The 25,561-nt window shown below is 68.8% G+C and carries 32 protein-coding genes; 23 read left to right on the top strand and 9 right to left on the bottom strand.

Going from position 1 to position 25,561, the window contains the following annotated elements; all coding sequences use genetic code 11:
- Positions 1 to 71: 71 nt before the first annotated feature.
- Complete coding sequence (locus AU192_RS22190; protein ID WP_064399685.1) at positions 72 to 962, bottom strand: HAD family hydrolase; 891 nt, start codon at positions 960 to 962, stop codon at positions 72 to 74.
- A 39-nt stretch (positions 963 to 1,001) separates the two neighbouring features.
- Between AU192_RS22190 and AU192_RS22185 the strand changes: the two genes are divergently transcribed.
- The 14 genes from AU192_RS22185 (at position 1,002) to AU192_RS22120 (ending at position 11,853) form a co-directional block, all read left to right on the top strand.
- Positions 1,002 to 1,256: a glutaredoxin family protein gene (locus tag AU192_RS22185; protein WP_064399684.1), complete on the top strand. Its 255-nt coding sequence runs from the start codon at positions 1,002 to 1,004 to the stop codon at positions 1,254 to 1,256.
- Between the two features lie 141 nt (positions 1,257 to 1,397).
- Positions 1,398 to 2,741: a glutamyl-tRNA reductase gene (locus tag AU192_RS22180; protein ID WP_064399683.1), complete on the top strand. Its 1,344-nt coding sequence runs from the start codon at positions 1,398 to 1,400 to the stop codon at positions 2,739 to 2,741.
- Positions 2,742 to 2,744: 3 nt separating this feature from the next.
- Entirely contained in the window at positions 2,745 to 3,677 is a 933-nt protein-coding gene (gene hemC / locus AU192_RS22175; RefSeq protein ID WP_064399682.1) for a hydroxymethylbilane synthase, read from the top strand.
- A gap of 22 nt (positions 3,678 to 3,699) precedes the next feature.
- On the top strand, positions 3,700 to 5,358 hold the full coding sequence (locus AU192_RS22170; protein WP_064399681.1) for a bifunctional uroporphyrinogen-III C-methyltransferase/uroporphyrinogen-III synthase: 1,659 nt from the start codon (positions 3,700 to 3,702) through the stop codon (positions 5,356 to 5,358).
- A gap of 24 nt (positions 5,359 to 5,382) precedes the next feature.
- Positions 5,383 to 6,363 carry a porphobilinogen synthase gene (hemB, locus tag AU192_RS22165; protein WP_064399680.1) on the top strand — a complete coding sequence of 327 codons (981 nt, stop codon included), beginning with the start codon at positions 5,383 to 5,385 and terminating at the stop codon, positions 6,361 to 6,363.
- Positions 6,360 to 6,812, top strand: coding sequence for a hypothetical protein (locus AU192_RS22160; protein ID WP_064399679.1), 453 nt, complete (start codon positions 6,360 to 6,362; stop codon positions 6,810 to 6,812). Before hemB ends, AU192_RS22160 begins: the two co-directional genes overlap by 4 nt.
- A 20-nt stretch (positions 6,813 to 6,832) precedes the next feature.
- A complete protein-coding gene (locus tag AU192_RS22155) occupies positions 6,833 to 7,204 on the top strand; it encodes a hypothetical protein (protein WP_064399678.1) in 372 nt (123 codons plus the stop codon).
- Positions 7,201 to 7,683: a DUF3093 family protein gene (locus AU192_RS22150; protein ID WP_064399677.1), complete on the top strand. Its 483-nt coding sequence runs from the start codon at positions 7,201 to 7,203 to the stop codon at positions 7,681 to 7,683. The genes AU192_RS22155 and AU192_RS22150 overlap by 4 nt, the downstream gene beginning before the upstream one ends.
- Positions 7,680 to 7,937, top strand: coding sequence for a hypothetical protein (locus AU192_RS22145; RefSeq protein ID WP_064399676.1), 258 nt, complete (start codon positions 7,680 to 7,682; stop codon positions 7,935 to 7,937). Before AU192_RS22150 ends, AU192_RS22145 begins: the two co-directional genes overlap by 4 nt.
- Before the next feature lie 115 nt (positions 7,938 to 8,052).
- Complete coding sequence (locus AU192_RS22140; RefSeq protein WP_064399675.1) at positions 8,053 to 8,910, top strand: oxygenase MpaB family protein; 858 nt, start codon at positions 8,053 to 8,055, stop codon at positions 8,908 to 8,910.
- On the top strand, positions 8,897 to 9,559 hold the full coding sequence (locus AU192_RS22135) for a TetR/AcrR family transcriptional regulator (protein WP_082695106.1): 663 nt from the start codon (positions 8,897 to 8,899) through the stop codon (positions 9,557 to 9,559). Before AU192_RS22140 ends, AU192_RS22135 begins: the two co-directional genes overlap by 14 nt.
- A gap of 44 nt (positions 9,560 to 9,603) precedes the next feature.
- Positions 9,604 to 9,927, top strand: coding sequence for a hypothetical protein (locus AU192_RS22130; protein WP_064399674.1), 324 nt, complete (start codon positions 9,604 to 9,606; stop codon positions 9,925 to 9,927).
- A gap of 35 nt (positions 9,928 to 9,962) precedes the next feature.
- Entirely contained in the window at positions 9,963 to 10,445 is a 483-nt protein-coding gene (locus tag AU192_RS22125; RefSeq protein WP_064399673.1) for a pyridoxamine 5'-phosphate oxidase family protein, read from the top strand.
- Positions 10,446 to 10,494: 49 nt separating this feature from the next.
- The gene (locus AU192_RS22120) at positions 10,495 to 11,853 is read left to right on the top strand and encodes a cytochrome P450 (protein ID WP_064399852.1); all 1,359 of its coding nucleotides are present in this window, start codon (positions 10,495 to 10,497) and stop codon (positions 11,851 to 11,853) included.
- Here the strand turns inward: AU192_RS22120 and AU192_RS22115 are convergent.
- Positions 11,850 to 12,230, bottom strand: coding sequence for a nitroreductase family deazaflavin-dependent oxidoreductase (locus AU192_RS22115; protein ID WP_064399672.1), 381 nt, complete (start codon positions 12,228 to 12,230; stop codon positions 11,850 to 11,852). The genes AU192_RS22120 and AU192_RS22115 overlap by 4 nt on opposite strands.
- 95 nt (positions 12,231 to 12,325) lie before the next feature.
- Between AU192_RS22115 and hemL the strand changes: the two genes are divergently transcribed.
- The 7 genes from hemL to AU192_RS22080 all read left to right on the top strand — a co-directional run bounded on the left by hemL (position 12,326) and on the right by AU192_RS22080 (position 19,563).
- On the top strand, positions 12,326 to 13,642 hold the full coding sequence (gene hemL, locus AU192_RS22110; protein WP_064399851.1) for a glutamate-1-semialdehyde 2,1-aminomutase: 1,317 nt from the start codon (positions 12,326 to 12,328) through the stop codon (positions 13,640 to 13,642).
- On the top strand, positions 13,639 to 14,274 hold the full coding sequence (locus tag AU192_RS22105; protein ID WP_064399671.1) for a histidine phosphatase family protein: 636 nt from the start codon (positions 13,639 to 13,641) through the stop codon (positions 14,272 to 14,274). The genes hemL and AU192_RS22105 overlap by 4 nt, the downstream gene beginning before the upstream one ends.
- Positions 14,271 to 14,921, top strand: coding sequence for a TlpA disulfide reductase family protein (locus AU192_RS22100; protein WP_082693776.1), 651 nt, complete (start codon positions 14,271 to 14,273; stop codon positions 14,919 to 14,921). The genes AU192_RS22105 and AU192_RS22100 overlap by 4 nt, the downstream gene beginning before the upstream one ends.
- Positions 14,918 to 15,769, top strand: a complete 852-nt coding sequence (locus AU192_RS22095; protein WP_064399670.1) for a cytochrome c biogenesis CcdA family protein — start codon at positions 14,918 to 14,920, stop codon at positions 15,767 to 15,769. Before AU192_RS22100 ends, AU192_RS22095 begins: the two co-directional genes overlap by 4 nt.
- Entirely contained in the window at positions 15,766 to 17,340 is a 1,575-nt protein-coding gene (resB, locus tag AU192_RS22090; protein ID WP_064399669.1) for a cytochrome c biogenesis protein ResB, read from the top strand. The genes AU192_RS22095 and resB overlap by 4 nt, the downstream gene beginning before the upstream one ends.
- A complete protein-coding gene (gene ccsB, locus AU192_RS22085; protein WP_064399668.1) occupies positions 17,337 to 18,356 on the top strand; it encodes a c-type cytochrome biogenesis protein CcsB in 1,020 nt (339 codons plus the stop codon). Before resB ends, ccsB begins: the two co-directional genes overlap by 4 nt.
- Positions 18,357 to 18,465: 109 nt before the next feature.
- Positions 18,466 to 19,563, top strand: a complete 1,098-nt coding sequence (locus AU192_RS22080; protein ID WP_423202729.1) for a MinD/ParA family ATP-binding protein — start codon at positions 18,466 to 18,468, stop codon at positions 19,561 to 19,563.
- A gap of 10 nt (positions 19,564 to 19,573) precedes the next feature.
- On the opposite strand, the gene AU192_RS25760 is transcribed toward AU192_RS22080, so the two are convergent.
- On the bottom strand, positions 19,574 to 19,735 hold the full coding sequence (locus AU192_RS25760) for a hypothetical protein (RefSeq protein WP_094287833.1): 162 nt from the start codon (positions 19,733 to 19,735) through the stop codon (positions 19,574 to 19,576).
- A 52-nt stretch (positions 19,736 to 19,787) separates the two neighbouring features.
- Here AU192_RS25760 and AU192_RS22075 point away from each other — a divergent pair, with 52 nt between their 5' ends.
- On the top strand, positions 19,788 to 20,099 hold the full coding sequence (locus AU192_RS22075) for a DUF4229 domain-containing protein (protein ID WP_064399667.1): 312 nt from the start codon (positions 19,788 to 19,790) through the stop codon (positions 20,097 to 20,099).
- Between the two features lie 192 nt (positions 20,100 to 20,291).
- Positions 20,292 to 20,636, top strand: a complete 345-nt coding sequence (locus tag AU192_RS22070; protein WP_064399666.1) for an ester cyclase — start codon at positions 20,292 to 20,294, stop codon at positions 20,634 to 20,636.
- Here the strand turns inward: AU192_RS22070 and AU192_RS22065 are convergent.
- The 6 genes from AU192_RS22065 to AU192_RS22040 are packed head-to-tail and all read right to left on the bottom strand — an operon-like array spanning position 20,633 to position 25,560.
- The gene (locus AU192_RS22065; RefSeq protein ID WP_064399665.1) at positions 20,633 to 21,337 is read right to left on the bottom strand and encodes a hypothetical protein; all 705 of its coding nucleotides are present in this window, start codon (positions 21,335 to 21,337) and stop codon (positions 20,633 to 20,635) included. The genes AU192_RS22070 and AU192_RS22065 overlap by 4 nt on opposite strands.
- A complete protein-coding gene (locus AU192_RS22060) occupies positions 21,337 to 22,239 on the bottom strand; it encodes a vWA domain-containing protein (RefSeq protein WP_064399664.1) in 903 nt (300 codons plus the stop codon). The genes AU192_RS22065 and AU192_RS22060 overlap by 1 nt, the downstream gene beginning before the upstream one ends.
- Positions 22,236 to 23,228: a hypothetical protein gene (locus AU192_RS22055; RefSeq protein WP_064399663.1), complete on the bottom strand. Its 993-nt coding sequence runs from the start codon at positions 23,226 to 23,228 to the stop codon at positions 22,236 to 22,238. The genes AU192_RS22060 and AU192_RS22055 overlap by 4 nt, the downstream gene beginning before the upstream one ends.
- Positions 23,219 to 23,692 carry a hypothetical protein gene (locus AU192_RS22050; RefSeq protein ID WP_064399662.1) on the bottom strand — a complete coding sequence of 158 codons (474 nt, stop codon included), beginning with the start codon at positions 23,690 to 23,692 and terminating at the stop codon, positions 23,219 to 23,221. Before AU192_RS22050 ends, AU192_RS22055 begins: the two co-directional genes overlap by 10 nt.
- Positions 23,682 to 24,551 (bottom strand): DUF58 domain-containing protein, encoded by an 870-nt coding sequence (locus AU192_RS22045; RefSeq protein ID WP_064399661.1) that lies wholly within the window; start codon positions 24,549 to 24,551, stop codon positions 23,682 to 23,684. The genes AU192_RS22050 and AU192_RS22045 overlap by 11 nt, the downstream gene beginning before the upstream one ends.
- Positions 24,552 to 24,558: 7 nt before the next feature.
- Positions 24,559 to 25,560, bottom strand: coding sequence for an AAA family ATPase (locus AU192_RS22040; RefSeq protein ID WP_064399660.1), 1,002 nt, complete (start codon positions 25,558 to 25,560; stop codon positions 24,559 to 24,561).
- Position 25,561 lies beyond the last annotated feature (1 nt).

The raw sequence follows: 25,561 nt of genomic DNA, 5'->3' as shown, positions 1-25,561 counted from the left end.
CTCTCCTCGTCGGAGTCAGCGGCGCGAGCCTATCAGCGGCTCTGGGCCACCGCCGCGACCAGAGTGGCTCGTCAGCGGCCCTCCTGGCGGCGGGAGACCACCGCCGCCAGCGCCCCTCCGGCCGCGCCGAGCGCCAGCGCCGACGGCACACCGATGCGCGCGGCCTTGCGGGCGGTGCGGAAGTCGCGGATCTCCCACCCCCGCTCACGAGCCAGGTCGCGCAGATCGGCGTCGGGGTTGATCGCCACCGCCGTACCCACCAGGGAGAGCATCGGCACGTCGTTGAAGCTGTCCGAGTAGGCCGTGCAGCGGCGCAGGTTGAGGCCTTCGCGGATGGCCAGCGAGCGCACCGCGTGCGCCTTTCCCGTGCCGTGCAGGATGTCGCCGACCAGCCGCCCGGTGAACACCCCGTCGATGGATTCGGCGACGGTGCCCAGCGCCCCGGTCAGGCCCAGCCGCTTGGCGATGGTCGCGGCCAGTTCGTACGGGGTCGCGGTGACCAGCCACACCTGCTGCCCGGCATCGAGGTGCATCTGCGCGAGCGCGCGGGTGCCCGGCCAGATCTTGTCGGCGATGATCTCGTCGTAGATCTCCTCACCGACCGCCATCAGCTCGGCCGTCGAGCGCCCCTCGATGAAGGCGAGCGCCTTACGACGGCCCGCGGCCACGTCCTCGCTATTCTCGCGGCCCGTCAGCTGGAATTTCGCCTGCGCGTAGACGAACCGCGCGATGTCGCCGTAGGTGAAGAACTTGCGGGCGGCAAGGCCGCGGGCGAAGTGCAGCAGCGAGGACCCCTGCACCAGGGTGTTGTCGACGTCGAAGAACGCCGCCGCGGTCAGGTCCGGGGGCGGTGCGGGTGGCGCCGTGGCGGCTTCGGCCACGAGGTCGGTGACGGCCGCCTCTGCGCTGGCCTCACCGGCAAGTTGCTGTTCAGCAGCTTCGCGGTCGCCGTTTCGAGACACGGATCAACCCTAAGTCACGGAGGTGGAGATACTGGCGAGGTGGAGCACCAGGTGGAGTTGCTGACTCGCGACGGTTGCACGATATGCACCGCGGCGGCGGCCCGGCTCGCGGCGCTGGCCGGCGAACTGGGCTTCACGCTGACCGTCACCGATGTCGACGCCGCCGCGGCCGCGGGCGATTCCGGGCTGCGCGCGGAGTACGGCGACCGGCTTCCGGTCGTTCTGCTCGACGGCAGCGAGCACAGCTACTGGGAGATCGACGAGCCGCGCCTTCGGGCCGACCTGGCGAAGTGACCATCAGTTTCTGCGCGAAATTGCGTTCCAGCAGGCCTCTACTCGTGATTCGGCTGCTGGAACGCAATTTCGGCGATAATGGTGGGGAATTTGGTGAGCTAACTGTTCAACGACTACCTTGGATGACGTGGTGATGAAGCCGTGAGCGTGTTGCTTTTCGGGGTTTCGCACCGCAGTGCGCCGGTGTCGGTGCTCGAGCAGCTGAGCACCGACGAGTCCGATCAGGCCAAGATCGTCGACCAGGTGCTGCAGTCCTCCCTCGTCACCGAGGCCATGGTGCTGTCGACCTGCAATCGCGTGGAGATCTACGCCGTTGTCGACGCGTTCCACGGCGGGTTGTCGGTGATCGGCCAGGTACTTTCCGAGCACTCCGGCATGAGCCTCAACGACCTGACCAAATACGCGTATGTGCGGTACGCCGAAGCGGCTGTCGAGCACCTGTTCGCGGTGGCGTCGGGCCTGGATTCGGCCGTTGTCGGTGAACAGCAGGTGCTCGGCCAGGTGCGCCGCGCGTACGCCGCCGCCGAGGCCAACCACACCGTCGGACGCACCCTGCACGAGCTCTCGCAGCGCGCGTTGGCCGTCGGCAAGCGGGTGCACACCGAGACCGGCATCGACGCCGCGGGCGCGTCGGTGGTGTCCGTCGCGCTGTGCACCGCCGAATCCAAGCTCGGCTCGCTGGCCGGTCGCACCGCGGTGGTCATCGGGGCGGGTTCGATGGGTTCGCTGGCCGCCAAACACCTGACCCGCGCGGGCGTCGACCGCATCCACGTCGTAAACCGCAGCCAGCCGCGGGCCAAGCGGCTCGCCGCCAACGTCCGGGAACTGGGCGTCGACGCGCACGCCTTCCCGTTCGACCACCTGCCGCCGCTGCTGACCGATGCCGATGTGGTGGTCTGCTGCACCGGGGCGGTGCGCCCGGTGGTCTCACTGGCCGACGTGCACCGCGGCCTCGCGCACGGCCAAGAGCCCAAGCAGCTGGTCATCTGCGATCTCGGCATGCCCCGTGACGTCGACCCAGCCGTGGCCGGTCTGCCCGGCGTCTACGTCGTCGACATGGAGCGCATCCAGCGCGAACCGGCGGCCCGCGCCGCGGCATCCGACGCCGAAGCCGCCCGCGCGATCGTCGCCGCCGAGGTCGCCACCTACCTGGCCGGTCAGCGGATGGCCGAGGTCACCCCGACCGTCACCGCGCTGCGTCAGCGCGCCGCCGACGTGGTCGAGGCCGAGCTGCTGCGGCTGGACCACCGCCTGCCGGGCCTGGACGCCATCCACCGCGACGAGGTCGCCAAGACGGTGCGACGGGTCGTCGACAAACTCCTGCACGCGCCGACTGTGCGCGTCAAGCAGCTGGCGAGTGCGCCGGGCGGAGACAGCTACGCAGAGGCTCTGCGTGAGCTCTTCGAACTCGACCAGCAGGCCGTCGACGCCGTCGCCGGACCCGAATTGCCTTTGATCGCACCAGATCTCGATAAGGCCGAGTAACGCTTGACTGTAATCCGGATAGGCACTCGCGCCAGTCTCCTGGCGACCACTCAGGCCGGTACGGTCCGAGACGCGCTCATCGCGAACGGACATGCGGCCGAGCTCGTCCCCATCTCCACCGAGGGCGACCGCAACCAGGGCCCGATCGCCGAGATCGGCGTTGGCGTGTTCACCGCGGCCCTGCGCGAAGCCATCCACGACGGCCGGGTGGACGCCGCCGTGCACTCCTTCAAGGATCTGCCTACCGCGGCTGACGCCCGCTTCGTCATCGCCGCGAGTCCCCCCCGCGAAGACCCCAGGGACGCCCTGGTGGCACGCGATGGGCTGGTGCTCGGGGAGTTGCCGCCAGGTTCTTTGATCGGCACATCGAGCCCGCGCAGGGCGGCACAGCTTAGAGCACTGGGTCTCGGTTTGGAAATCCGCCCCCTAAGAGGCAACCTGGATACCAGGTTGAACAGGGTTAGCAACGGTGATCTCGACGGCATCGTAGTCGCACGGGCGGGACTGGCCCGCATCGGGCGACTGGCCGATGTCACCGAGACTCTCGAGCCGGTGCAGATGTTGCCAGCGCCGGCTCAAGGTGCGCTCGCGGTCGAGTGCCGCGCAGGCGACACCGAGCTCGCTGCGCTGCTGGCGGAGTTGGACGACGCCGACACACGCGCCGCGGTCACCGCTGAACGGGCCCTGCTCGCCCGACTGGAGGCGGGTTGTCACGCACCGGTGGGCGCGATCGCTGAGGTGGTCGAGTCCATCGATGAGGACGGCAACGTCTTCGAAGAGGTGTCGCTGCGCGGCTGCGTGGCGGCACTGGACGGATCCGACGTGATCCGCGCGTCCGGCGTCGGCACGACCGACCGGGCCCGGGAGCTGGGGCTCTCGGTGGCCGAGGAGCTGTTCGACCTCGGGGCGCGCGAACTCATGGCGGACGCCAACTGAGCTGTAGAGCGGAGTGACTGAGATGACAGGCCAGACCAGCGGGCGGGGGCGCAAGCCGAAGCCGGGCCGCATCACGTTCGTCGGCTCGGGTCCTGGCGACCCGGGACTGCTGACGACGCGGGCGCACACGGTGCTCGCCAACGCTGCCTTGGTGTTCACCGATCCCGAGGTGCCGGAAGCGGTGCTGGCCCTGGTGGGTTGCGAACTTCCGCCCCCGTCGGGGCCCGAACCGGCTGAGGCCGCCGACAACGGCGAGGCCTCGGGTAAGGAAGCCCCGACCCTGCCCGGCGGACCGGATATCCGGTCGGCCGTCGGCGATCCGGCCGAGGTGGCCAAGACGCTGATCACCGAGGCGCGCACCGGTGTCGACGTGGTCCGGCTGGTGGCGGGCGATCCGCTGTCGGTGGACGCCGTGATCACCGAGGTGTCCGCGTTGGCGAAATCGCACCTGAACTTCGAGATCGTGCCGGGCCTGCCGGACACCACCGCGGTGCCCACCTACGCCGGCCTGCCGCTGGGATCGGCGCACACCGTGGCCGACGTCCGCGACCCCGACGTCGACTGGGCCGCATTGGCCGCCGCGCCCGGCCCGTTGATCCTGCACGCGACGGCGTCTCATCTGCCCGACGCGGCGCGCACGCTGATCGAGTACGGCCTGACCGACACCACGCCACTGGTGGTCACCGCCAACGGCACGACGTGCCAGCAGCGTTCGGTCGAGACCACCCTGGCCGGGCTGCTCGACAAGGCCACCCTGGCGGGCTCCGAGCCGGCCGGTCCGTTGGCCGGACCGCTCGTGGTGACCATCGGCAAGACCGTGGCCAACCGCACCAAGCTGAACTGGTGGGAGAGCCGCGCCCTGTACGGCTGGACCGTGCTGGTGCCCCGTACCAAGGACCAGGCCGGCGAGATGAGCGAGAAGCTGGTGGGACACGGTGCGCTGCCGATCGAGGTCCCGACCATCGCCGTCGAGCCGCCGCGCAGCCCCGCTCAGATGGAGCGCGCGGTCAAGGGACTGGTCGACGGCCGGTTCCAGTGGGTGGTGTTCACCTCCACCAACGCGGTGCGTGCGGTGTGGGAGAAGTTCAACGAGTTCGGTCTCGACGCCCGGGCGTTCTCGGGTGTGAGGATCGCCTGCGTCGGCCAGGCCACCGCCGACCGGGTACGGGCGTTCGGCATCAATCCCGAGCTGGTTCCGGCGGGTGAGCAATCGTCGCTCGGCCTACTCGACGAATTCCCGCCGTATGACGACGTTTTCGACCCGGTGAACCGCGTGCTGCTGCCGCGCGCCGACATCGCCACCGAGACGCTGGCCGAGGGTCTGCGTGAGCGCGGCTGGGAGATCGAGGACGTCACGGCATACCGCACGGTGCGCGCCGCGCCACCGCCTGCGCACACCCGCGAGATGATCAAGACCGGTGGCTTCGACGCGGTCTGCTTCACCTCGAGCTCCACGGTGCGCAACCTGGTCGGTATCGCGGGCAAGCCGCACGCGCGCACCATCGTCGCGTGCATCGGGCCCAAGACCGCCGAGACCGCAGCGGAATTCGGTCTGCGCGTCGATGTGCAGCCCGAGGTGGCCGCCGTCGGACCGCTGGTGGAGGCGCTCGCGGAGCACGCCGCCCGGCTGCGGGCCGAGGGCGCACTGCCGCCGCCGCGTAAGAAGAGCCGCCGCCGCTGACCGCAACACCGAAGGTGGGTTTGCATGGGCTTTCCTAGGCATCGCCCCCGCAGGCTGCGCACGACTCCGGCGCTGCGGCGACTCGTCGCCGAAACCACCTTGGAGCCACGGCAACTCGTGTTGCCGATGTTCGTCGCCGACGGTATCGACGAGCCACGCCAGATCTCGTCGATGCCCGGCGTCGTCCAACACACCCGCGACTCGCTGCGCCGCGCCGCCGCCGACGCGGTGGCCGCCGGTGTGGGTGGCCTGATGCTGTTCGGCGTGCCGCGCGACGCGGACAAGGATCCCACCGGCTCCGTCGCCGTCGCCGAAGACGGCATCCTCAACGTCGCCCTGCGCGACCTGGCGAGTGACCTCGGTGACGACACCGTGCTGATGGCCGACACCTGCCTCGACGAGTTCACCGACCACGGCCACTGCGGAATCGTGGACGCGTCGGGCCGGGTTGATAATGACCTGACCAACAAGCGCTACGTGGAACTCGCTGTGGCGCAGGCGGATTCGGGCGCACACGTGGTCGGGCCGAGCGGAATGATGGACGGCCAGGTGGCCGCGATCCGCGACGGGCTGGACGCCGCCGGGCACACCGACACCGTCATCCTGGCGTACGCCGCGAAGTTCGCCTCCGGTTTCTACGGGCCGTTCCGGGAAGCGGTGGGATCGAGCCTGCGCGGCGATCGTCGCACGTACCAACAGAATCCGGGCAACGCGCGCGAGGCGTTGCACGAGGTGGAACTCGACATCGACGAAGGCGCCGACATCGTCATGGTCAAGCCCGCGATGGGCTACCTCGACGTGGTGCGCGCGGCCGCCGACCTGTCGCCGGTGCCCGTGGCCGCCTACCAGGTCTCCGGTGAGTACTCGATGATCAGCGCCGCAGCCGCCAACGGCTGGATCGACCTACAGGCGGTGGCTCTGGAGACGCTGACCAGCATCCGGCGGGCCGGGGCAGACATCGTGCTGACGTACTGGGCGGCCGACGTCGCCGGTTGGCTGGCGTGAATCCGGAACCGCAGGGCCACCCGGATGAGGCCGGCCAGCAGCCCGAGTCGGGTGGCCGCCCGGACGACGTCGACACCGGCTTCTGGCTCTGGGTGGTCGCGCTCGTCCTGATGGTCGTCGGCCAGGTCGTCGACCTGCTGGTCAGCGAACGCGCCGACGGCCTGCCCGCACCGGTGCTGGCCCTCTCGGCGGTGTTCATCGTGATCCTCGGCGCCGTGGCGCTGACGTTCCAATTCCTGATGCGCCAGGGGTACCGGTGGGCCCGCACCGTGCTGACCGGCGCAGGTGTCGCGGCGGTCGTGTACGCCGTGAGCAGCCTGTTCGGCGAGGAACGGCCGCCGGCGGCCGCGCTCGCCTACGCCGTCACCGCCATCCTCGGCTCGGTGCTGATCGTGGGCGGTGTGTACCTGTTGCACCGTAAAGACGCCAACGACTACTTCACGCGGTGACCCGATAGGCTGACCCGACCATGACCGCTCCTGCGCCGCGAGCCCGCGTCGTCACCGCCGCCTTCTGGTGCTGGGTCGTCGCCGCGGTGATGTTGATGCTGGGCGGGCTGATCGCCGCCTCGGTAAACCTGCCGCCGCTGTTTCGCGGCGCGGGGGTCCTCACCGCCGTCGCCGGCGTAGGAATGGCGTTCCTCGCGGGCCGCAGCCGCGCGGGCGATGCCCGGTTCCGCCGGGCCGGCGTCGCGTTGGCGCTGACCATCGTCGTATTCGTGGTGCTGCTCGCGATGCGCGGCGTCGTGCACATCGTGACGGTGCTCGCGGTGCTGCCCCTGCTCGCGGGCGCCGTCCTGATCACCCGGCCGAGCGCGAACGCGCAGGGGGAAGCGACGTGACCGATAAGCAGACCGCGCCGCAGGTGCTGTTCTACGAGCAGGGGGCCAGTTGGTGGTGGTTGGCCGCCGGGCCCGCCGCGGCGATCGCGATGGGATTGATCCAGGCGTCAGCCGGCTACGGGTTCCAGTGGGTGGTTCCCGGGATGTTCCTGGTGCTCGTCAGCGGCTTCCTCGCGATACAGGTCAAGGCCGCCCGTATCCACACCTCGGTCGAGTTGACGCCCGAGACGCTGCGGCAGGGCACCGAGCGCATCGGTACCGACGAGATCGTCCGCGTCTATCCCGAGGCGACCGGTTCGGAGCCGCCGAAATGGCAGTCGGCGCGGGCGCTGGGCGAGCTCACCGGTGTGCCGCGCGGCCGCACGGGTATCGGGCTGAAGATGACCAACGACCGCACCGCGCAGGCGTGGGCCCGCAAGCATCAAACGCTGCGGCAGACGTTGACCCAGCTCATCGAAGAGCGCATTCCGCCGGCATGACGGTCCGCGCAGCGCTCGAGCTGGTGCTGGCCGTCGCCGCTGCGGTGGGCAGCGTGCTGAGCTGGCTTGCGGCCAAGACGACGGTCGCGGTCCCGCCGGTGCTCGAAGGCGAACCGCAGACAACCTCGGTCGAGTACAGCGCGCCGATGGTGGGACTTGCGCTGCTTCTGGCGGCGGTCGCCGGTGTGTTCGTGGTGCTGACCATCGCCCATTGGCGCCGCGATCGGCGCGCTGCCCCTTCGCGCCGCGAGTGACCGCGTTTGCACGTGACACGCCGGGCGATCCCGTCCAAAACAGGCCGCTCGCGGGAAGTGAGAGGCCGCTCACAGCCGCTTGGTACAAAGTGCAAATTTTGTAACACTGTGTCGTATGACCGAGTTGGTGGAGACAGACAGGCCCGTCGACGATGCGCTGCCGCTGGGCCCGCAGTCGCTGGTGTGGCGCTACTTCGGGGACAACCGGATGTACCTGATCGGGCCGCGCCCCGCGGTGCTGCAGAACATGCTGGCCGAACTCGGCCAGGGCGTGCTCGACCACTCCGTGTTCTTCGACGACACCGCCGCGCGGGTCAAGCGCTCGCTGCCGCCGATCTTCAACACGGTCTACGGCTCCGATGAGGACCACCCGGGCACCCAGGTGCGCGACTTCCACACCGACATCAAGGGGAAGATGCCCGACGGCGCCCGGTACCACGCCCTGGATCCGGAGACCTACTTCTGGGCGCACGCGACGTTCGTCGAGCAGGTGCTGTACTTCGCCGACACCTTCGTCAAGCGGCTGAGCCGCGAGGAGAAGGAGCAGATCTATCTCGAGTCCAAGACGTGGTACCGCCGCTACGGTGTGAGCGACCGGCCGATGCCCGCCACCTACCACGAGTTCGAACGGTACTGGGACCGCATGCTCGACGAGATCGTCGTCGCACACAAGACCGCCGTCTACGGCGTCGGCTACGTCACGAAGGGTTTCCCGCGCCCCAAGGGTGTTCCCGCGTGGGCCTGGAAGCTGATCGCGCCGGTGTTCAATCCGCTCGCGGCGTTCCTGACCACCGGCGGCCTGCCGCCCCGCGCGCGCGAGCTGCTGCAACTGCCGTGGAGTGAACGCCAGGAGCGCCGCTACCAACGGTTCGCGGCGTTGTGGCGGTCGCGCCCGGTCAACTGGGTGTGGGATCGTCTGCCCATGAGTTGGCGCTACAACAGCTACGCCCAAAAGGGTTATGCCCGGGCCTGACCCGGCCAACGGGCCTGACCCGGCCAACGGGCCCGATTCGTCGCCCGCGACAGGGCCTGATTCGTCGCCCGCGACGGAAGCCATCCTGGACGCCGCCGTCATCGAGTTCGAGCGGCACGGCTTCCGGCGGGTCGCACTCGACGACGTCGCCCGCCGCGCAGGCGTCAGCCGGACCACGATCTACCGCCGGTTCGCCAACCGCGACGAGCTCGTGGCCGCGGTGATCGAACGCGAGAACATCGCGCTGTTCGCTGACATCGCCGAAGAGGTCAAACGCGTTGGGCCGCAATCGAACTATTACGTCGAGGCGTTCACCCTGTCGATCCTGAAGTTCCGTCGCCACCGCGTGCTGTACCGGATATTGACCGACGATCCCGCGCTGCTGCTCGAACTGGCCCGCACACACTACGACGCCGCGATCACCCGGATGGCCGCAGCGCTGCGGGTGATCTTCCCCGCCGGGTTCGCCGAGCGGATCGGCGAAGAGACCGTCGAGGAATTGGCCGACACAATCCTGCGGTATGCGGTGATGGTGTTGCTGCTGCCCAGCTCTCAGCCCCTTGAGTCAGCCGACGACGTTCGTGCTTTCGCTCGCAAACACTTCCTCCCCAGCCTGCCCACGGCTTTGCGAACCGTGCCCACCGGTTAGGCGAACTGCGTTTCGTATTTCGGCTCTCCGGGCAGTCATGGTCCATGACCAGCGAACAAGGCCAGGAGAACGAAGGGTTCATCGAGGAGCAGCGCAAGGCTGAACCGGAGACCGACGAACACCACCAGGTCACCAGCGAGCAGGAAACGCCGCCGCCCACCGAGAAACCCGAAGTGACCGACGAGCATCGGGAAAAGGCCAAAGAGATGCACAAGGCGTACGAAGAAGAAAGGCCGACCACGAAGATGCCGGGCAGCGGCGGCGCCGTCGCGGGTACCGCGGTGAACGACTGGCTCGACGATGACGGAAACCCGAAGTTCAGCAAGGAATCTGCGGGCAGCGAAGCATCCGAGGGCGGCGGCACCTGACTGGCCGAGCGGTCGCGTGCCTACGCTAGGCAACCGTGACCCCTCTGGAACAGATCGCGCCGGCGTTCGTTGACATGGCCCACTCGATCGTGTGGGCCTCGGTGGCCACTGTCGACGCAAACGGCCGGCCGCGCACCCGCATCCTGCATCCGTTCTGGGAGTGGGACGGGACCGATCTCCTCGGCTGGATCGCCACCGTGCCGTCGCCGGTGAAGAAGAACCACCTCGCGGAACACCCCGAGGTCTCGGTGAGCTACTGGACCACCAATCACGACACGTGCAGCGCGGAGTGTCTGGTCGAGTGGTACGTCGACGACGAAACCAGGGCCGCGGTATGGGACAAGTTCGCCACCGCCCCCGCACCGGTGGGCTACGACCCACGGATCATCCCGATGTGGCAGGACGGGCCGACCTCCGAGCAGTTCGCCGCGCTGCGGTTGACGCCGTACCGCATCCGGGTCATGCCCGGGACGGTGATGACGAAAGGCGAAGGCGCACCGCTCACCTGGTCGGCGTGAATATCGCGTACCGGTGCCGAGCCGCCGCGACCTGGGCGATGATCTGCACATGACCACCACGCTCGACGTCTCGGCGTTGCCGCTGGTGCCGAAGAACCCGCTGCCGATCTGGCGGTTGGTCCGACTTCTCCGCAGGCTCGACACCGGCCAGGACGTCATCCGCGACGCCGGCGGCCCGATCACGCGCATACAGGTCGCGCCGAAGTGGCTGTATCAACCGATCGTCGCCGTGATGTCGCCCGCCGGTATGCGCGACATACTCGGACGCCCCGATGGCTCGTCTGAGCGATGCATCTACCACGACGAAGTCCGCAACATGGCAGGCGACAGCCTGTTCGTGCTGCCCAACGAGCTGTGGCGGCCGCGCAAACGGGCCCTGCAGCCGGTGTTCACCAAGCAGAACGTCCGCAATTTCGGCGGCTACATGTCCGCGGCCGCCCAGGCGTTCGTCGACCGCTGGCCCGAGGGCGGCGAGCTCGACCTCGACGTCGAGTGCCGCCGCGTTGCGATGCAGTCGCTGGGACATTCGGTCCTGGGTGTCGACCTCAACGAGCGCGCCGACACCATCGCCCGCTGCATGCACGTCGCGTCCTCCTACACCGCCGATCGCGCACTGCGGCCGGTGCGGGCGCCGCGCTGGCTACCCACGCCCGCTCGTCGCCGGGCCCGCCGCGCGGTGGCCGAGATGAGGGAGATCACCGACGAGATGGTGCGCGCATGTCGCGACGACCCGACGCGCGACGCCCCGCTCGTGCGGGCGCTGATGGCGGCCAGGGATCCCGAGACCGGGGTGCCGCTCTCGGACGACGACATCTCCAACGACCTGCTGATCTTCATGCTCGCCGGGCACGACACCACCTCGACTGCGCTCACCTTCTCGTTGTGGGCGCTGGGGCGTCATCCCGGCATCCAGGACCGCGTCGCCGCGGAGGCCGCAGCCATCGGCGAGCGGGAGCTGACCCCCGACGATGTGCCCCGGCTGACGTACACGGTGCAGGTGCTGCACGAGGCGATCCGGCTGTGCCCACCGGCGGCCGGGGTGGCCCGGCTGGCCACCCGCGACATCGCGGTCGACGGTTATCGCGTCGAGGCGGGCACCCTCGTGGCGCTCGGGCTCTACGGACTGCATCACGATCCAGCGCTCTGGCCCGACCCGATGGTCTTCGACCCCGAGCGGTTCAGCCCCGAGAACACCGCTAACCGCGAGCGCTGGCAGTTTCTGCCGTTCCTCGCCGGCGGGCGCCCGTGCATCGGCGAACACTTCGCACGGCTGGAGACGACGCTGGCGCTGGCCACGATCGTGCGGGCCGCCCGCATCGAATCGCTGGACAGCACGTTCGAGTGCGACGTGCCGTTCACCACCATCGCCAAGGGCCCGATCCGGGCCCGCCTGCGGCCGCGCGATTAGACCCGCGTCAGCAGGACGGCCTGGTCGAACGGCAGCAGCCCGAACAGGGGCCGCATCCACCCGGTGACCGACGGCGCCGCCTCGGCTTTCGTCACCACCCGGGGGTCGCGGACGGCGAAAGTCCGGCCATACCTTCTCATCCGCCCACCGCCTGCCGCGGTGATGTTCTTCAACCAGTCCCGGTCCGGGCCGTAGGTGAGCAGAACGGCCACCCCGTCATGGGTCGGGAACACCGTCAGCGGGGTCCGGTAGGGCCTACCCGATTTGCGCCCGGTGTGCTCGAGGATGCCCATCGACGGAGCCCAGCCCGCCCACAACCGCTGGATCGGATTGGTGACCCGGCGGTTGAACCGGGCGAGCCACTGTGGGAGCTGCATGGCCCCCATCCAACTCGGAAGCCGCACGCGGCTCAAGCGGGTGACCACTACACCCTGTAGTTGACGGTTTGCACCCGGCTGGGACACTGGTGGCCATGCGTGCTGACCAGATCACCACCGAGGTGTCGGCGCGGTTGTTCGCCGAGGCGTCGGCCGTCATCCCGGGCGGGGTGAACTCACCCGTGCGGGCGTTCACCTCGGTCGGCGGCACCCCTCGGTTCATCACCTCGGCCAACGGTTACTGGCTGACCGACGCCGACGGCAACCGCTACGTCGACCTGGTCTGCTCGTGGGGACCGATGATCCTCGGCCATGCGCATCCGGACGTGGTCGCCGCGGTGCAGCGGGTCGTGACCGACGGCCTGTCCTTCGGTGCGCCGACCCCCTCGGAGTCGGAATTGGCCGCCGAGATCATCGGCCGGGTCACACCGGTCGAGCGGCTGCGGCTGGTGAACTCCGGCACCGAGTCCACGATGAGTGCGATCCGGCTGGCGCGCGGCTACACCGGACGGGCCAAGATCGTGAAGTTCTCCGGCTGCTACCACGGCCACAGCGACGCGCTGCTCGCCGACGCCGGTTCCGGTGTCGCCACGCTCGGGTTACCGTCCTCGCCGGGTGTGACGGGCGCCGCCGCAGCCGACACGATCGTGCTGCCCTACAACAACGTGGCCGCCGTCGACGAGGTCTTCACTCGGTTCGGCGACGAGATCGCCTGCGTGATCACCGAAGCCAGTCCGGGCAACATGGGCACGGTGGCACCGCAGGACGGTTTCAATGCCGCGTTGCGCCGCATCACGGCCGACCACGGCGCCCTGCTGATCGTCGACGAGGTGATGACCGGCTTCCGGGTCAGCCGGTCCGGTTGGTACGGGATCGATCCGGTCGACGCCGACCTGTTCACCTTCGGCAAGGTGATGAGTGGCGGGCTGCCCGCGGCGGCGTTCGGCGGCCGCGCCGAGGTGATGGAGCGGCTGGCCCCGCTGGGGCCGGTGTATCAGGCCGGCACGTTGTCCGGGAACCCCGTCGCGATGGCGGCCGGTCTGGCGACACTGCGCGCGGCCGACGACTCCGTGTACGCCACACTCGACGCCAACGCCGACCGCCTCACGGCGCTGCTCGAGCAGGCGTTGACCGAAGCCGGTGTGGCGCATACGGTGTCGCGGGCCGGAAACATGTTCAGCGTGTTCTTCACCGACCAGCCCGTCACCGACTTCGCCTCGGCGCGGGCCTCGGAGACGTGGCGGTTCCCGGCCTTCTTCCATGCGCTGTTGGACGCCGGTGTGTATGCGCCGCCGAGTGCTTTCGAGACGTGGTTCGTGTCAACGGCTTTGGATGACGAGGCATTCGACCGCATCGCCGCCGCGCTGCCCGGCGCGGCGCGCGCCGCCGCCGAGGCGGTCAAACCGGCATGACCGACAAGCCGTCCGGGGCCGCCGAGTCCGTGAAGACAGTGGTGCACGTCATGCGCCACGGTGAAGTGCACAACCCCGACAAGATCCTCTACGGTCGACTTCCCGACTACCACCTCTCCGAGCGGGGTCGAGCGCAGGCCCAGGCCGTGGCGGACTGGCTCGCGATGCGCGACATCGTGTACGTGGTCGCCTCACCGCTGGAGCGGGCGCAGGAGACCGCGGCCCCGATCGCGGCGGGTCTGGGACTGTCCGTCGACACCGATGACGAGCTCATCGAATCGCTGAACATCTTCCAGGGACAACGGGTATCGCCGGGCGACGGTGCGCTGCGCGACCCGCGCAACTGGTGGCATCTGCGCAACCCGCGCATCCCGTCGTGGGGGGAGCCGTACCACGAGATCGCCGAGCGGATGACCGCTGCCGTGCATCGTGCCCGGGCCAAAGCAGCCGGCCACGAGGCGGTGTGCGTCAGCCATCAGCTGCCCGTTGAAACGCTGCGTCGATCGATGACCGGTCAACCGCTGCACCATTTCCCGACCCGGCGGCTGTGCAACCTGGCGTCGGTGACGTCGTTCTACTTCCGCGGGGACACCTACGTCGGCTGGGGTTACGCGGAGTTGGCCGGGCAGTGAGTCGGTGGGTGGTGCTCGGCCGTCGGCTCTTCGCGCAGGCGGTCATCGCGGCCTGCGCCGGATGTGTCGCGCTGGCGGGCTGCTCCACCGGTGACGACGCCGTCGCGCAGGGCGGCACCTTCGAGTTCGTCGCCCCCGGCGGTCAGACCGACATCTTCTACGATCCCCCGCAGGATCGTGGCCGCCCCGGCCCGCTTCGCGGTCCCGATCTGATGGACCCCGACAAGACCATCTCCCTCGACGATTTCGCGGGCAAGGTGGTGGTGCTCAACGTGTGGGGCCAGTGGTGTGGTCCGTGCCGAACCGAGATCACCGAGCTGCAACAGGTTTACGACGCCACCAAGGACCTCGGTGTGCAGTTCCTCGGCATCGACGTCCGGGACAACAACCGAATCGCGGCGCGCGACTTCATCGTTGACCGCGATATCACCTTCCCGTCGATCTATGACCCGCCGATGCGGACCATGATCGCGTTCGGGGGCCGCTATCCGACGACGGTGATCCCCTCGACGGTGGTCCTGGATCGTGAGCATCGCGTCGCCGCGGTGTTCCTGCGTGAGCTGCTGGCCGAAGACCTCCAACCGGTGGTGGAACGCCTTGCGCGCGAGAAGAATGGGGCCGCCGAGCCCGAGAAGGCCGGCACATGAGTCTCGACCAGGTGGACCAGCTGATCGCCGGTGGTCCGGTTCTGTTGGCTCTCCTGGTCAGCGCGCTCGCCGGGCTGGTGTCGTTCGCATCGCCGTGCGTGGTGCCGCTGGTGCCCGGTTACCTCTCGTATCTGGCCGCGGTCGTCGACGTCGAGGACACCGCTGCCCCCGGGCACACCCCGGTATTGGTTCGCCGGGACCGACGTTCTGGCGGAAATACGGGGGAAGAACCCGCCAAAACGTCGGTCTCGGCGAGAACCACCCGGCTGCGGGTCGCAGGCGCGGCCGCATTGTTCGTCGCCGGGTTCACGGTGGTGTTCGTGCTCGGCACGGTCGCCGTACTCGGGATGACGACATCGCTGATCACCAACCAGCTTCTCCTGCAACGCATCGGCGGTGTGGTCACGATCGTGATGGGGCTGGCCTTCGTCGGATTCATCCCCGCATTACAGCGTGAGGCCCGCTTCACGCCGCGTCAGATCTCGACGCTCGGTGGCGCCCCGCTGCTCGGCGCGGTCTTCGCCCTGGGCTGGACACCGTGCCTCGGCCCCACCCTGACCGGCGTGATCGCGGTCGCCTCGGCCACCGACGGCGCCAACGTCGCTCGCGGCGTCGCGCTCGTCATCGCCTACTGCCTCGGCCTGGGAATCCCGTTCGTGCTGTTGGCGTTCGGCTCGGCGCGCGCAGTGCAGGGTCTGGCGTGGTTGCGCAGAAACACCCGCACGATCCAGATCTTCGGCGGCGTGCTGCTGATCCTGGTCGGCGTCGCGCTGGTGACGGGGCTGTGGGGAGACTTCGTGTCCTGGGTGCGGGACGCCTTCGTCAGTGATGTGACGCTGCCGATATGACGAAAGTGTTTGCGCTGGTACGTAACACCTGGCGGACCCTGACATCGATGGGCACCGCGCTGGTGTTGCTGTTCCTACTGGCCCTCGCGGCGATCCCGGGCGCCCTGCTGCCGCAGCGCAGCCTCAACGAGTCCAAGGTCGACCAGTACATCGCCGAGCACCCGACCATCGGGCCGTGGCTCGACCGGCTGCAGGCGTTCGACGTGTTCTCCAGCTTCTGGTTCACCGCAATCTATGTGCTGCTGTTCATCTCGCTGGTGGGCTGCCTCACCCCACGTCTGATCGAACACTTCCGCAGTATGCGGGCCAACCCCGTTCCCGCTCCGCGCAACCTGGGTCGGCTGCCCAAACACCACACCGCCGAGGTGTCCGGTGAGGCGGATGACCTGGCGGCGACGGTGAACGCGCGGTTGCGCGGATGGCGCAAGGTCACCCGTGAAGACGACGGAACCGTCGAAATCTCGGCGGAGAAGGGCTATCTGCGCGAGTTCGGCAACATCGTGTTTCACTTCTCGCTGCTCGGCCTTCTCGTGGCGGTGGCGGCGGGCAAGCTGTTCGGTTACGAGGGCAACGTCATCGTCATCGCCGACGGTGGCCCGGGGTTCTGCTCGGCCTCACCGGCGGCGTTCGACTCGTTCCGCGCCGGAAACACCGTCGACGGCACCTCGTTGTACCCGATCTGCTTACGGGTCAACGACTTCGACGCCGACTATCTGCCGACGGGACAGGCCACGTCGTTCGCCGCCGACATCGAGTACCAGGCGGGCACCGACCTGGAGTCGGGCACCTGGCGGCCCTACCACCTGAAGGTCAACCACCCGCTGCGGGTCGGCGGTGACCGCGTCTACCTGCAGGGCCACGGTTACGCCCCCACCTTCACCGTGACCTACCCCGACGGACAGACGCGCACGCAGACATTGCAGTGGCGCCCCGACGACCAGATCACCTTCCTGTCGTCGGGCGCCATGCGATTCGACCCGCCCGCGGGCACCTATCCGGACGCCGACGAACGTCGCAAGAACCAGCTCGCGATCCAGGGTCTGTTCGCCCCCACCGAACAGCTGCACGGCACGCTGCTGTCCTCGAGCTTCCCGGCGCTCAACGACCCCGCCGTCGCGATCGACGTCTACCGCGGCGACACCGGCCTGGACAGCGGACGCCCGCAGTCGCTGTTCACCCTCGACGCCCGCCTGATCGAGCAGGGCCGGCTGACCAAGAAGGCGCGGGTCAACCTCGGCGCGGGCGAATCGACGCGGCTCGACGACGGCACCGTGGTGCGCTTCGACGGCGCCGTGCCGTTCATCAACGTCCAGGTCTCCCACGATCCGGCGCAGGTGTGGGTGCTGGTGTTCGCGATGACCATGATGGCGGGCCTGTTGGTGTCGCTGGTGGTGCGCCGGCGCAGGATCTGGATTCGGATCAGCCCCGCCGGGCCGGGTACCGTAACCGTCGAGCTGGGCGGGCTGGCGCGCACCGACAACTCGGGGTGGGGCGAGGAGTTCGAGCGGTTGACGCAGCGCCTCCTTCCCGACGCGAGGCCGGCGCACGCCGCAGGAGAGAAGGTCACATGAACCCCGAGCAGATCGACGTCGGTTTGGCCCGCTACTCGGACTGGGCGTTCACCTCATCGGTGCTGGTCCTGGTCGGTGCGCTACTGCTGCTCGCGATCGAGTTGGCCTACAGCCGCGGCCGCAAGGCCGATGCCAGAGAGCTCGTGGGAGCGGCGGCGACATCGGGGCGGGGAGCCGCTTCAGCCGGCGGGGTGGGCGCCGACAGCACCGCACCGGGCGTCGTCACCGAGACCCGGCGCCGCCCGCTCGACGAACGGATCGGCGGTGCGGGTCTCGCACTGACCTACCTCGGCATCGACCTGCTGCTTGCCTGCATCGTGCTGCGCGGTGCGGCCACCTCGCGGGTGCCTTGGGGCAACATGTACGAGTTCATCAACCTGACCTGCTTCTGCGGGCTGGTCGCCGCCGCGGTGGTGCTGCGCCGCCGCCAGTACCGGACGCTGTGGGTGTTCGTGCTCCTTCCGGTGCTGATCCTGCTGACCGTCTCGGGTCGCTGGCTGTACACCAACGCCGCGCCGGTGATGCCCGCGTTGCAGTCGTACTGGCTGCCCATCCACGTGTCGGTGGTCAGCCTCGGGTCGGGGGTGTTCCTGGTCGCCGGCGTCGCCAGCATCCTGTTTCTGCTGAAGATGTCGCGGTTCGCCGACCCCGAGGGTCGCTCGGGCGACGGCATTCTCACCCGCGCGCTGGACAGGCTCCCCGACGCGCAGACCTTGGACCGGATCGCGTACCGCACCACGATCTTCGCGTTCCCGGTGTTCGGGTTCGGCGTCATCTTCGGCGCGATCTGGGCCGAAGAGGCTTGGGGCCGTTACTGGGGCTGGGACCCCAAGGAGACCGTGTCGTTCATCGCGTGGGTCATCTACGCCGCGTACCTACACGCTCGCTCCACCGCTGCGTGGCGCGACAAGAAGGCCGCGTGGATCAACATCGCCGGCTTCGTCGCGATGGTGTTCAACCTCTTTTTCATCAACCTGGTCACCGTCGGACTGCACTCCTACGCCGGCGTCGGCTGAGTCGGGAATTGGCTAAGATCCGCGACGAAATCTTGCTAAGCCTTGGGGGGGGGCCGTCAGCGTGTCTGAACAACCGGTGCACCACGCCCAGGATGGTGTCGGCAAGGACGTGGCTCCTCCCGCGATAGTGCCTGAAAACGCCTATGCACCAGGGGGATTCCGCGCACAGAGCCGGTTCAGCGATCCCGCGGCCGATCCGCCGCCCGAATCGACCGCCGCCACGCCGCCGCACGGCCTTCCGGTCGTCTCCCCAGCACCGAATACCGTCGAGGCCGACCCGGCGCCGTACCTCGACCTCTCGACCGTCGCGCTGCTCGGACAACCCAAACGCGCGCCTGCCGAGGGCTGGCGCAAGTGGCTGTACTACGGGTCTTTTCGATTGATCAACCTCGGTGATGGGCCGAAGGCGCGACGCCGACAGGCCCTCACCGCAGAGATTCAGCGCCCGTTGCGCGGGTGCCACCGCATCGCGGTGCTGTCGCTGAAGGGCGGGGTCGGCAAGACGACGATCACCGCGACGTTGGGCGCGACCCTGGCGTCGCTTCGCGGCGACCGCGTCATCGCCGTCGACGCGAACCCCGACCGCGGCACCCTGGGCGAGAAGGTGCCCCTCGAGAGCCCGGCCACGGTGCGGCACCTCCTGCGCGACGCGAAAGGCATCAAGGCCTACAGCGACGTCCGCGCCTACACCTCCCAGGGCCCGAGCCGGCTGGAGGTGCTCGCCTCCGAAAGCGACCCCGCGGTGTCGGAGGCGTTCAGCTCCGACGACTACAGCCGCACCCTCGAGGTGCTCGAGCGCTTCTACAGCCTGGTGCTCACCGACTGCGGCACGGGGCTGATGCACTCGGCCATGGCGGCGGTGCTGGCCAAGGCCGACACGCTGGTGGTGATCAGTTCCGGTTCGGTCGACGGGGCCCGCAGCGCGTCGGCGACGCTCGACTGGCTGGACGCCCACGGACATCAGGACATGGTGCGCAACTCGATCGCGGTGATCAACGCGGTGCGCCCACGCTCAGGCAAGGTCGACATGGACAAGGTCGTCGACCACTTCAGCCGACGGTGCCGGGCCGTGGTCGAGGTGCCGTTCGATCCGCACCTCGAGGAAGGCGCCGAGATCAGCCTCGACCGGCTCAAAGCGGAAACAAGGGCGGCGTTGCTGGAGCTCGCCGCCGAAGTCGCGGCCGGATTTCCTGGCGCCCGACGCTAAAACCGCGCGGTCACGGTCTCGGGTTGTCCTCCTGGCCGAGCCGACGCAGGAATTCAGGATCGTCGTCCGGCCCGATCACCCGGGTGCGCGGACGGCTCGAAGACACTCGGGTCAGCCGCCAGCCGACATACGCCAGCGTGCACACCACGAGAATCAGGAGCAGATACGCCACGAGAACAAAACCTCCTTGGTTCGAATATACGCGCCATCGGTAGGCTCGGTTCGTGTCCGACGGTCGCCAGGGAACTCGCCTCGTGGTGGACGTGCTGGCCTATGTGCTGGCACGGCTTCTGCTCGTCGCGGCGGTCGCGGCAGCGATTCTCGGCGCCGGACATCTGCTCGGACTGCGCGAATTCCCGCTCATCGTCGCGTTGCTCTTCGCCTTGGTGATCGCACTGCCGCTGGGCATCTGGCTCTTCGCCCCTCTTCGTCGCCGCGCCACCGAGAGCATCGCCGCCTTCGACGAACGCAGGCGCCGCGACCGGGAGCAACTCCAGGCCAGGCTGCGGGGCGAAGAGCCGCCGTCTCGAGGATGACCGCAGGCATCCGCGCATCGGTGCGCGCCGGGGCCGTCCGCGCCGGATCCACCTCTACAACGACGAGAATGACCTCGATCGATTGCTCGACACGCTGGGCTGATGTGACGTTCCCCCAATTACCGCCCATTTGCCCATGTCGTACTCGTCGGTAGATTGCGTTTCTCGCCCCGGGCCGGGTAAGACACCAACATGATTTCGCCTAAAGAGCTATACACACGATGGATAGACGAATTGTGGGCGGGAGATCCCGTTGCGGCTGAGCTGGTCACCGAAGAATTCGTAGGACATTGGCCGGGCCGGGAGGTCCGAGGGCCTGCCGATCTGCAGGCGGTCGTCGGGGAGACCCATCAGATGCTCAGCGACCTGAAGTTCGTGATCGAAGTCGAGCCGTTCGTCGACGGCGACATGCTGGCGGCCAGGTGGATCGGCACCGGCGCGGCCCAGGACGGACCGAAGCGGTTCACCGGTAACGACATCCTGCGCATCGAAAACGGCCGCTTCGCGGAGTACTGGACCGGAACCAGCACCGGCTAACCCGCAGCGTCCTGCAGCACCTGCTGCAGCTTGTCCAGCGGATCCCCGGAACCGGGATCCAGCCGCAACGCGTCCCGGGGTGTGTCGGCGTCGGGTGCCACCGGGGTGGGGGCCGGCGCCGCCGGTGGTGGGGGCGGCGCCAGCGGCGGCGGAGCCGGAGGCGCAGCGGTCAGACCGGCCAGTTTGGCCTGCAGCCGCGGGGCGGCGTCGTTGCGTACGGCGCGCCGCTCGGGATCGGGATCGGCGTTGCCGTCGAAGCACCCGTCGGGTGCGTTCTCGACGAGGCCCAGCGCGCTGAGGTACCGGTCGCGCGCCGCGTCGGGCCGGTTCTCCCACGCGTCGATGTCGCCCTGGCGCTCGCGCACGAGTTCCAGGTTGATCAGTACGGGACAAGATCGATCCGGCGCAGTGCGGCTCAGCGCTTCGGAGAAGTGATCGTCGGCGTCGGCGAGGCGGTCGTCGAGGACCGCGAGAGTCCCCGCCGCGAACGGCGCCTTCGCGGGTTCGACGATGTTGAGCAGACCCATCACCGCGACATCGCCGCGCAGTGCATCGGCGTCGCGGTCGGCGAAGTTCGACACCGCGGACTCACCCGCCATGACAGTGGAGATGAGCTTGAGCGCGATCGCCAGCGCCACGATCACGACGGGCGCCGAGAACAGCAGCAACCGGCGGCGCAGCCGCAACCGGGAAGGACGCATCAGACCACCTCGTCCCGCCGAGCCGCGCGACTGGTGCGGAACTCGCGCAGCGTGAGGTAGATCTCGAACAGCAACAGCACCGCGGCCACCATGGTGAAGAACCAGTACAAGTCCGTTCGATCGGAGGCGGTGGCGTCGGCCTGCGCCGACGAGACACCATCGACATCGGGGGCAGCCTCGGTGACCGCCTGCGAGGTGTCCCGGGCCACGACCGGCACGCCGAGCTGATCGGCGATGGCCCGCAGACGCGACTCGTCGCGGGTCGCCCCGTAACCGAACACCGCCCCGCCGTCCACCGACCCGGGCACCGGATCGAACTCGCCCTGCGGGGCCTGCGACCCGGGCGCCCCGGACCCGAAGTAGAACACCAGGTTGTCTGCGTCCGGGCTGCGCTGGCCCGCCGCGATCAACTGGTAACGCAGAACATTCGCGGCCGCGGCCGCGTTCACCTCGGCCCCGGCGGTGTCGGGGGCCACCGCCGCGACCACCGGCTTGAGGCTCCAGTTGTCTTCGGACAGCGGCCATTCCACCGAGGAGCGCCCGGCGAACGTGATGAGTGCAAACCGTGCTTGCGGGTAGTGGTCGATGAGCGCGGTGACGTCGTCGCGAATCTCGGCGATCGCCGATCCGGCGGAGGTGTCGACGATCAGGAACACGTTGGCCGTCGTGTCGCCGTCCGAGCCGGTCGTGACCGATTGCTCGGCGTCACCGCCGATGGCCGGTCTGGCCGCGGCGATCAGCATCAGCACCACGGCGAGCGTCAGCGCCGACCACCGCCACACGGTGGTCCATCGTTGGCCGGCACTGCGCGCGAGCTGGCGCATGGTGATGAGCCGCAGCACGATCGCGGCGACAGCGACCGCGATCAGCAGTACCGGCGGTACGACGGGGGAGAACGTCATCGTCGAAGCACCGCCAGCGACAGGCACAGCAGCGCCGACACCGCGACCGCGATCGCCAGCGGGACGGTCGGGGTGTCACCCCGGAATCCTGCGAGGGTGGCGGCCCGGTCGGCCTCGGGCGGATGCGCGCGGATTCCGTCCAGTTGACCCGCCAGGTCGGGCCCGATCGGTGCGTATCGCCCGCTCGTGGCCGATACGACGGACCGCACCGGACCCGGTGACGACACCAGCGCGTTGACCTGGATTCCGCGCTCCTGCACCAACTCGGCGACCTGTTGGTCGGTGTAGAGCGACGGGCGGGCCTCGTCCGGGGCGCGAAGTTCACCGGGCCCCAGGTAGATGATCGAACGGCGGCGCTCACCGGGGGGCTCGTGGGAGGGGAAGCCCGCGGCGCACAGCGCGAGGACGTCGGCGACGCTGGTCGCGTAGTCCACGTATGTCACGGGCGCGGCGAACGACGCGAGGCTGTTGCGCTGGGCGGGCGTGAGCGCCGAATCGTCGGGTAGCCCGGCGAGACCAGCTGCCTCCCCGAGTCTTTCGACCGCGAACTGGTAATCGCGGGTCAGCGGGATCACCCGGCGGTTGACCGAGGTCAGCCCGATCCGCTGCGTGCCGAACGCTCCGGTGCGCTGCGCGAAATAGGACAGGAACGCGCCGGTGCTGGGATCGTCGACCGGTTCGGCGACACACAACATGACGTCCTCGGGTACCTCGGACGCCTCGAGCGACCACCACAACCCGCTGGGCCGGGCGCTGGCCAGCACGGCTGCGCCGAACAACAAGACCAGCAGCGCGATCGTGACGACCATCGACACCGTTCGCGCCCGCGCCACCCGCGCGTATTCCGGCAGACGGGTGAGACGGGCGGTGTTCGCCAACGGCCGCAACTGTCGCTGCAACTGCTTGGTCGGCACGAGGACCGCGAGCGCGACAGCGCCTGCCAGACAGGCGAATCCAATGACTGCGATCGGCCACCAGGTCAGGGCCACGAGCGGATCAGCTCCTCGGTCGTCGCGCCGACCTCGTCGACCCGAACCGGTGAGGCCGCATTGAACTGCGCGTCGTCGAGTGCGGCGAGCATCGGTGCGGCGGGCGCCAGCTCACCGGATGCGATGTCGTCGAGCTGCATGTACTGGGCCCGCGTTCCGGTCGCCTGGTGCAGGAAACTGCGCAGAGTGCGGCTCATCGCGGCGCCCGCCTCGGCATCGGTGAGCTCGCCGTCGCGGTGGCCGGCCGCAATGCGTTGCACGCAGCGCGCGAAGCGACGGCGCAGCAGCCGGGCATGCAGGGATCGCACCACGGGAAGGCGCCGTAGCTGCTGCGCCGGCAGCGTCCACACGAAAACACCGATGTACCAGGCGATTACCAATAGCACGATCAGCAGCCCGAGCCACAACCACCCCGACGAGTACGGCATCGGCCCACCGACGAACCGCAACAAGTCATCCGGCACGGGCGAACACCTCGGTCAGCGCGACGAGCCGGGTGCGGATCTCACCGCTGCCGCCGATCCTGGTATGCGGGACGGCGCGGGCGGTCATGAACTCGTCGAGTCGCTGCGCCCGCGCCTGCTCGGCCTTGCGGTACGCCGCGACCACCCGCGGACCGAGCGTGGCGGTGTCGAGCACGAACCGGCCGGTCGACACGTCGAATCCGGCCCGGTCGTCCTTGGCGCCGATGGCGGGCATGTCGGAGACCGTCGCCCACAGCACGTCGTGGCGGGCGGTCAGCCGGGTGACGGCGTCGGTCAGCCGGTCGTCGACCTCCGGCTCATCGGAGACCACTACGACCAGCATCGGGTGGCGGTAATGCGTTGCCACGTAATCGAGTTGGCAGACGATGTCACTGCGACCCGTCCCGAGCGACGCGTGACCGTAGTACCTGTGCAGCAGGCTTTCGATGTGGGTTTCGCCGCGGCGCTGCCGGATGTTGACGCACCCGCGGGTGTCGCCGAACACCATGCCGATCTGGTCGGACCGCCCGAGCGTGATGAGCCCGAATGCACCCAGGATGTTCACGGCCACATCGCGTTTCAACTCCCCGCTCGGGGTGAGGGCCGCCATATTGCGACCGGCGTCCGCGACGAGCAGCAGCTTGTGGTGCTTCTCGGACACGAACCGCTTGATCAGCACATGACCCGAACGCGCCGAGGCCTTCCAGTCGATGTCGCGGACGTCGTCGCCCGGTACATAGGGCCGCAGATCGTCGAATTCCAGGCTGCGGGTGTGCAGCATCGCGTAGCGACCGCCTTCGAGCATGCCGCGGGTGTCGGTGCCGAAGTGCGTCCTCGCCGTGGTGAGGTGTCTGCCCATACCGGCCCTACGGCACTCGAACCGCTTGCAGCACAGCGTCGATGATCAGCTCGGGGGTGACGTTCGCGCTGGCGGCCTCGAAACCGAGGATGAGCCGGTGCCGCAGCACCCGGTGGGCGAGCTTGGCGATGTCGCCGGGGATGACATGCCCGCGGCCGGACAGCAGGGCCAGCGCCCTGGCGGCATTGCAGAAGGCGATGGTGGCGCGAGGGCTGGCGCCGTACTCGATCAACCGGGCCAGTTGGCGCGGAAGATACTGCTCGGGTTCACGGGTGACGGTGACCAGTTGGCTGGCGTAGTGCATCAGCGCGCGGTCCATGTGGACGTGGCGCACGACCGCGCGCAGCCGGCGGATGTCGTCGAGGCCGGCGACCGGCCTGCTGCGGCGCTCTTTGTCGTAGAGCCCCGCGTCCATCCGGGACATCATCTCCACCTCTTGCTCGGGGGTGGGGTAGTGCACGACGTCCTTGAGCATGAACCGGTCGGTCTGGGCTTCCGACAGCGGATAGGTGCCCTCCTGGTCGACGGGGTTTTGCGTCGCGATCACCAGGAACGGCTCGGGAATCGGATACTCGGTGCCCGCGATCGTGGTCTGACGCTCCTCCATCGCCTCGAGCATCGCGCTCTGCGTCTTGGCGCTCGACCGGTTGATCTCGTCGAGCAGCACGATGTTGGTGTGTACCGGCCCGAGCTGGGTGACGAACGAATTGGTCGCGGACTCGTAGATCTGGGTGCCGATGATGTCGCTGGGCAGCAGGTCGGGCGTGCACTGGATGCGTCGGAACCCGCCGTCGATGGCTTCGGCGATCACGCGTGCGGCGGTCGTCTTGGCCAGCCCCGGAACGCTCTCGATGAGGATGTGACCGCCCGCGAGCAGGCCGATCAGCAACGACTCGCGTAGGTTCTCCTGGCCGACCACCTTGGCCGAGAACGCGTCGGAGACCGCCGCGACGACGCGCTGCGCTCCTGCGAGATCGCGCTGGTCGAGTTGAGTTCGTGCTGCGGTCATG

It is taken from the genome of Mycobacterium lehmannii (assembly GCF_001499925.1).
GTDB lineage: Bacteria > Actinomycetota > Actinomycetes > Mycobacteriales > Mycobacteriaceae > Mycobacterium > Mycobacterium lehmannii.
This window is presented reverse-complemented; position numbering and strand designations above follow the sequence as displayed.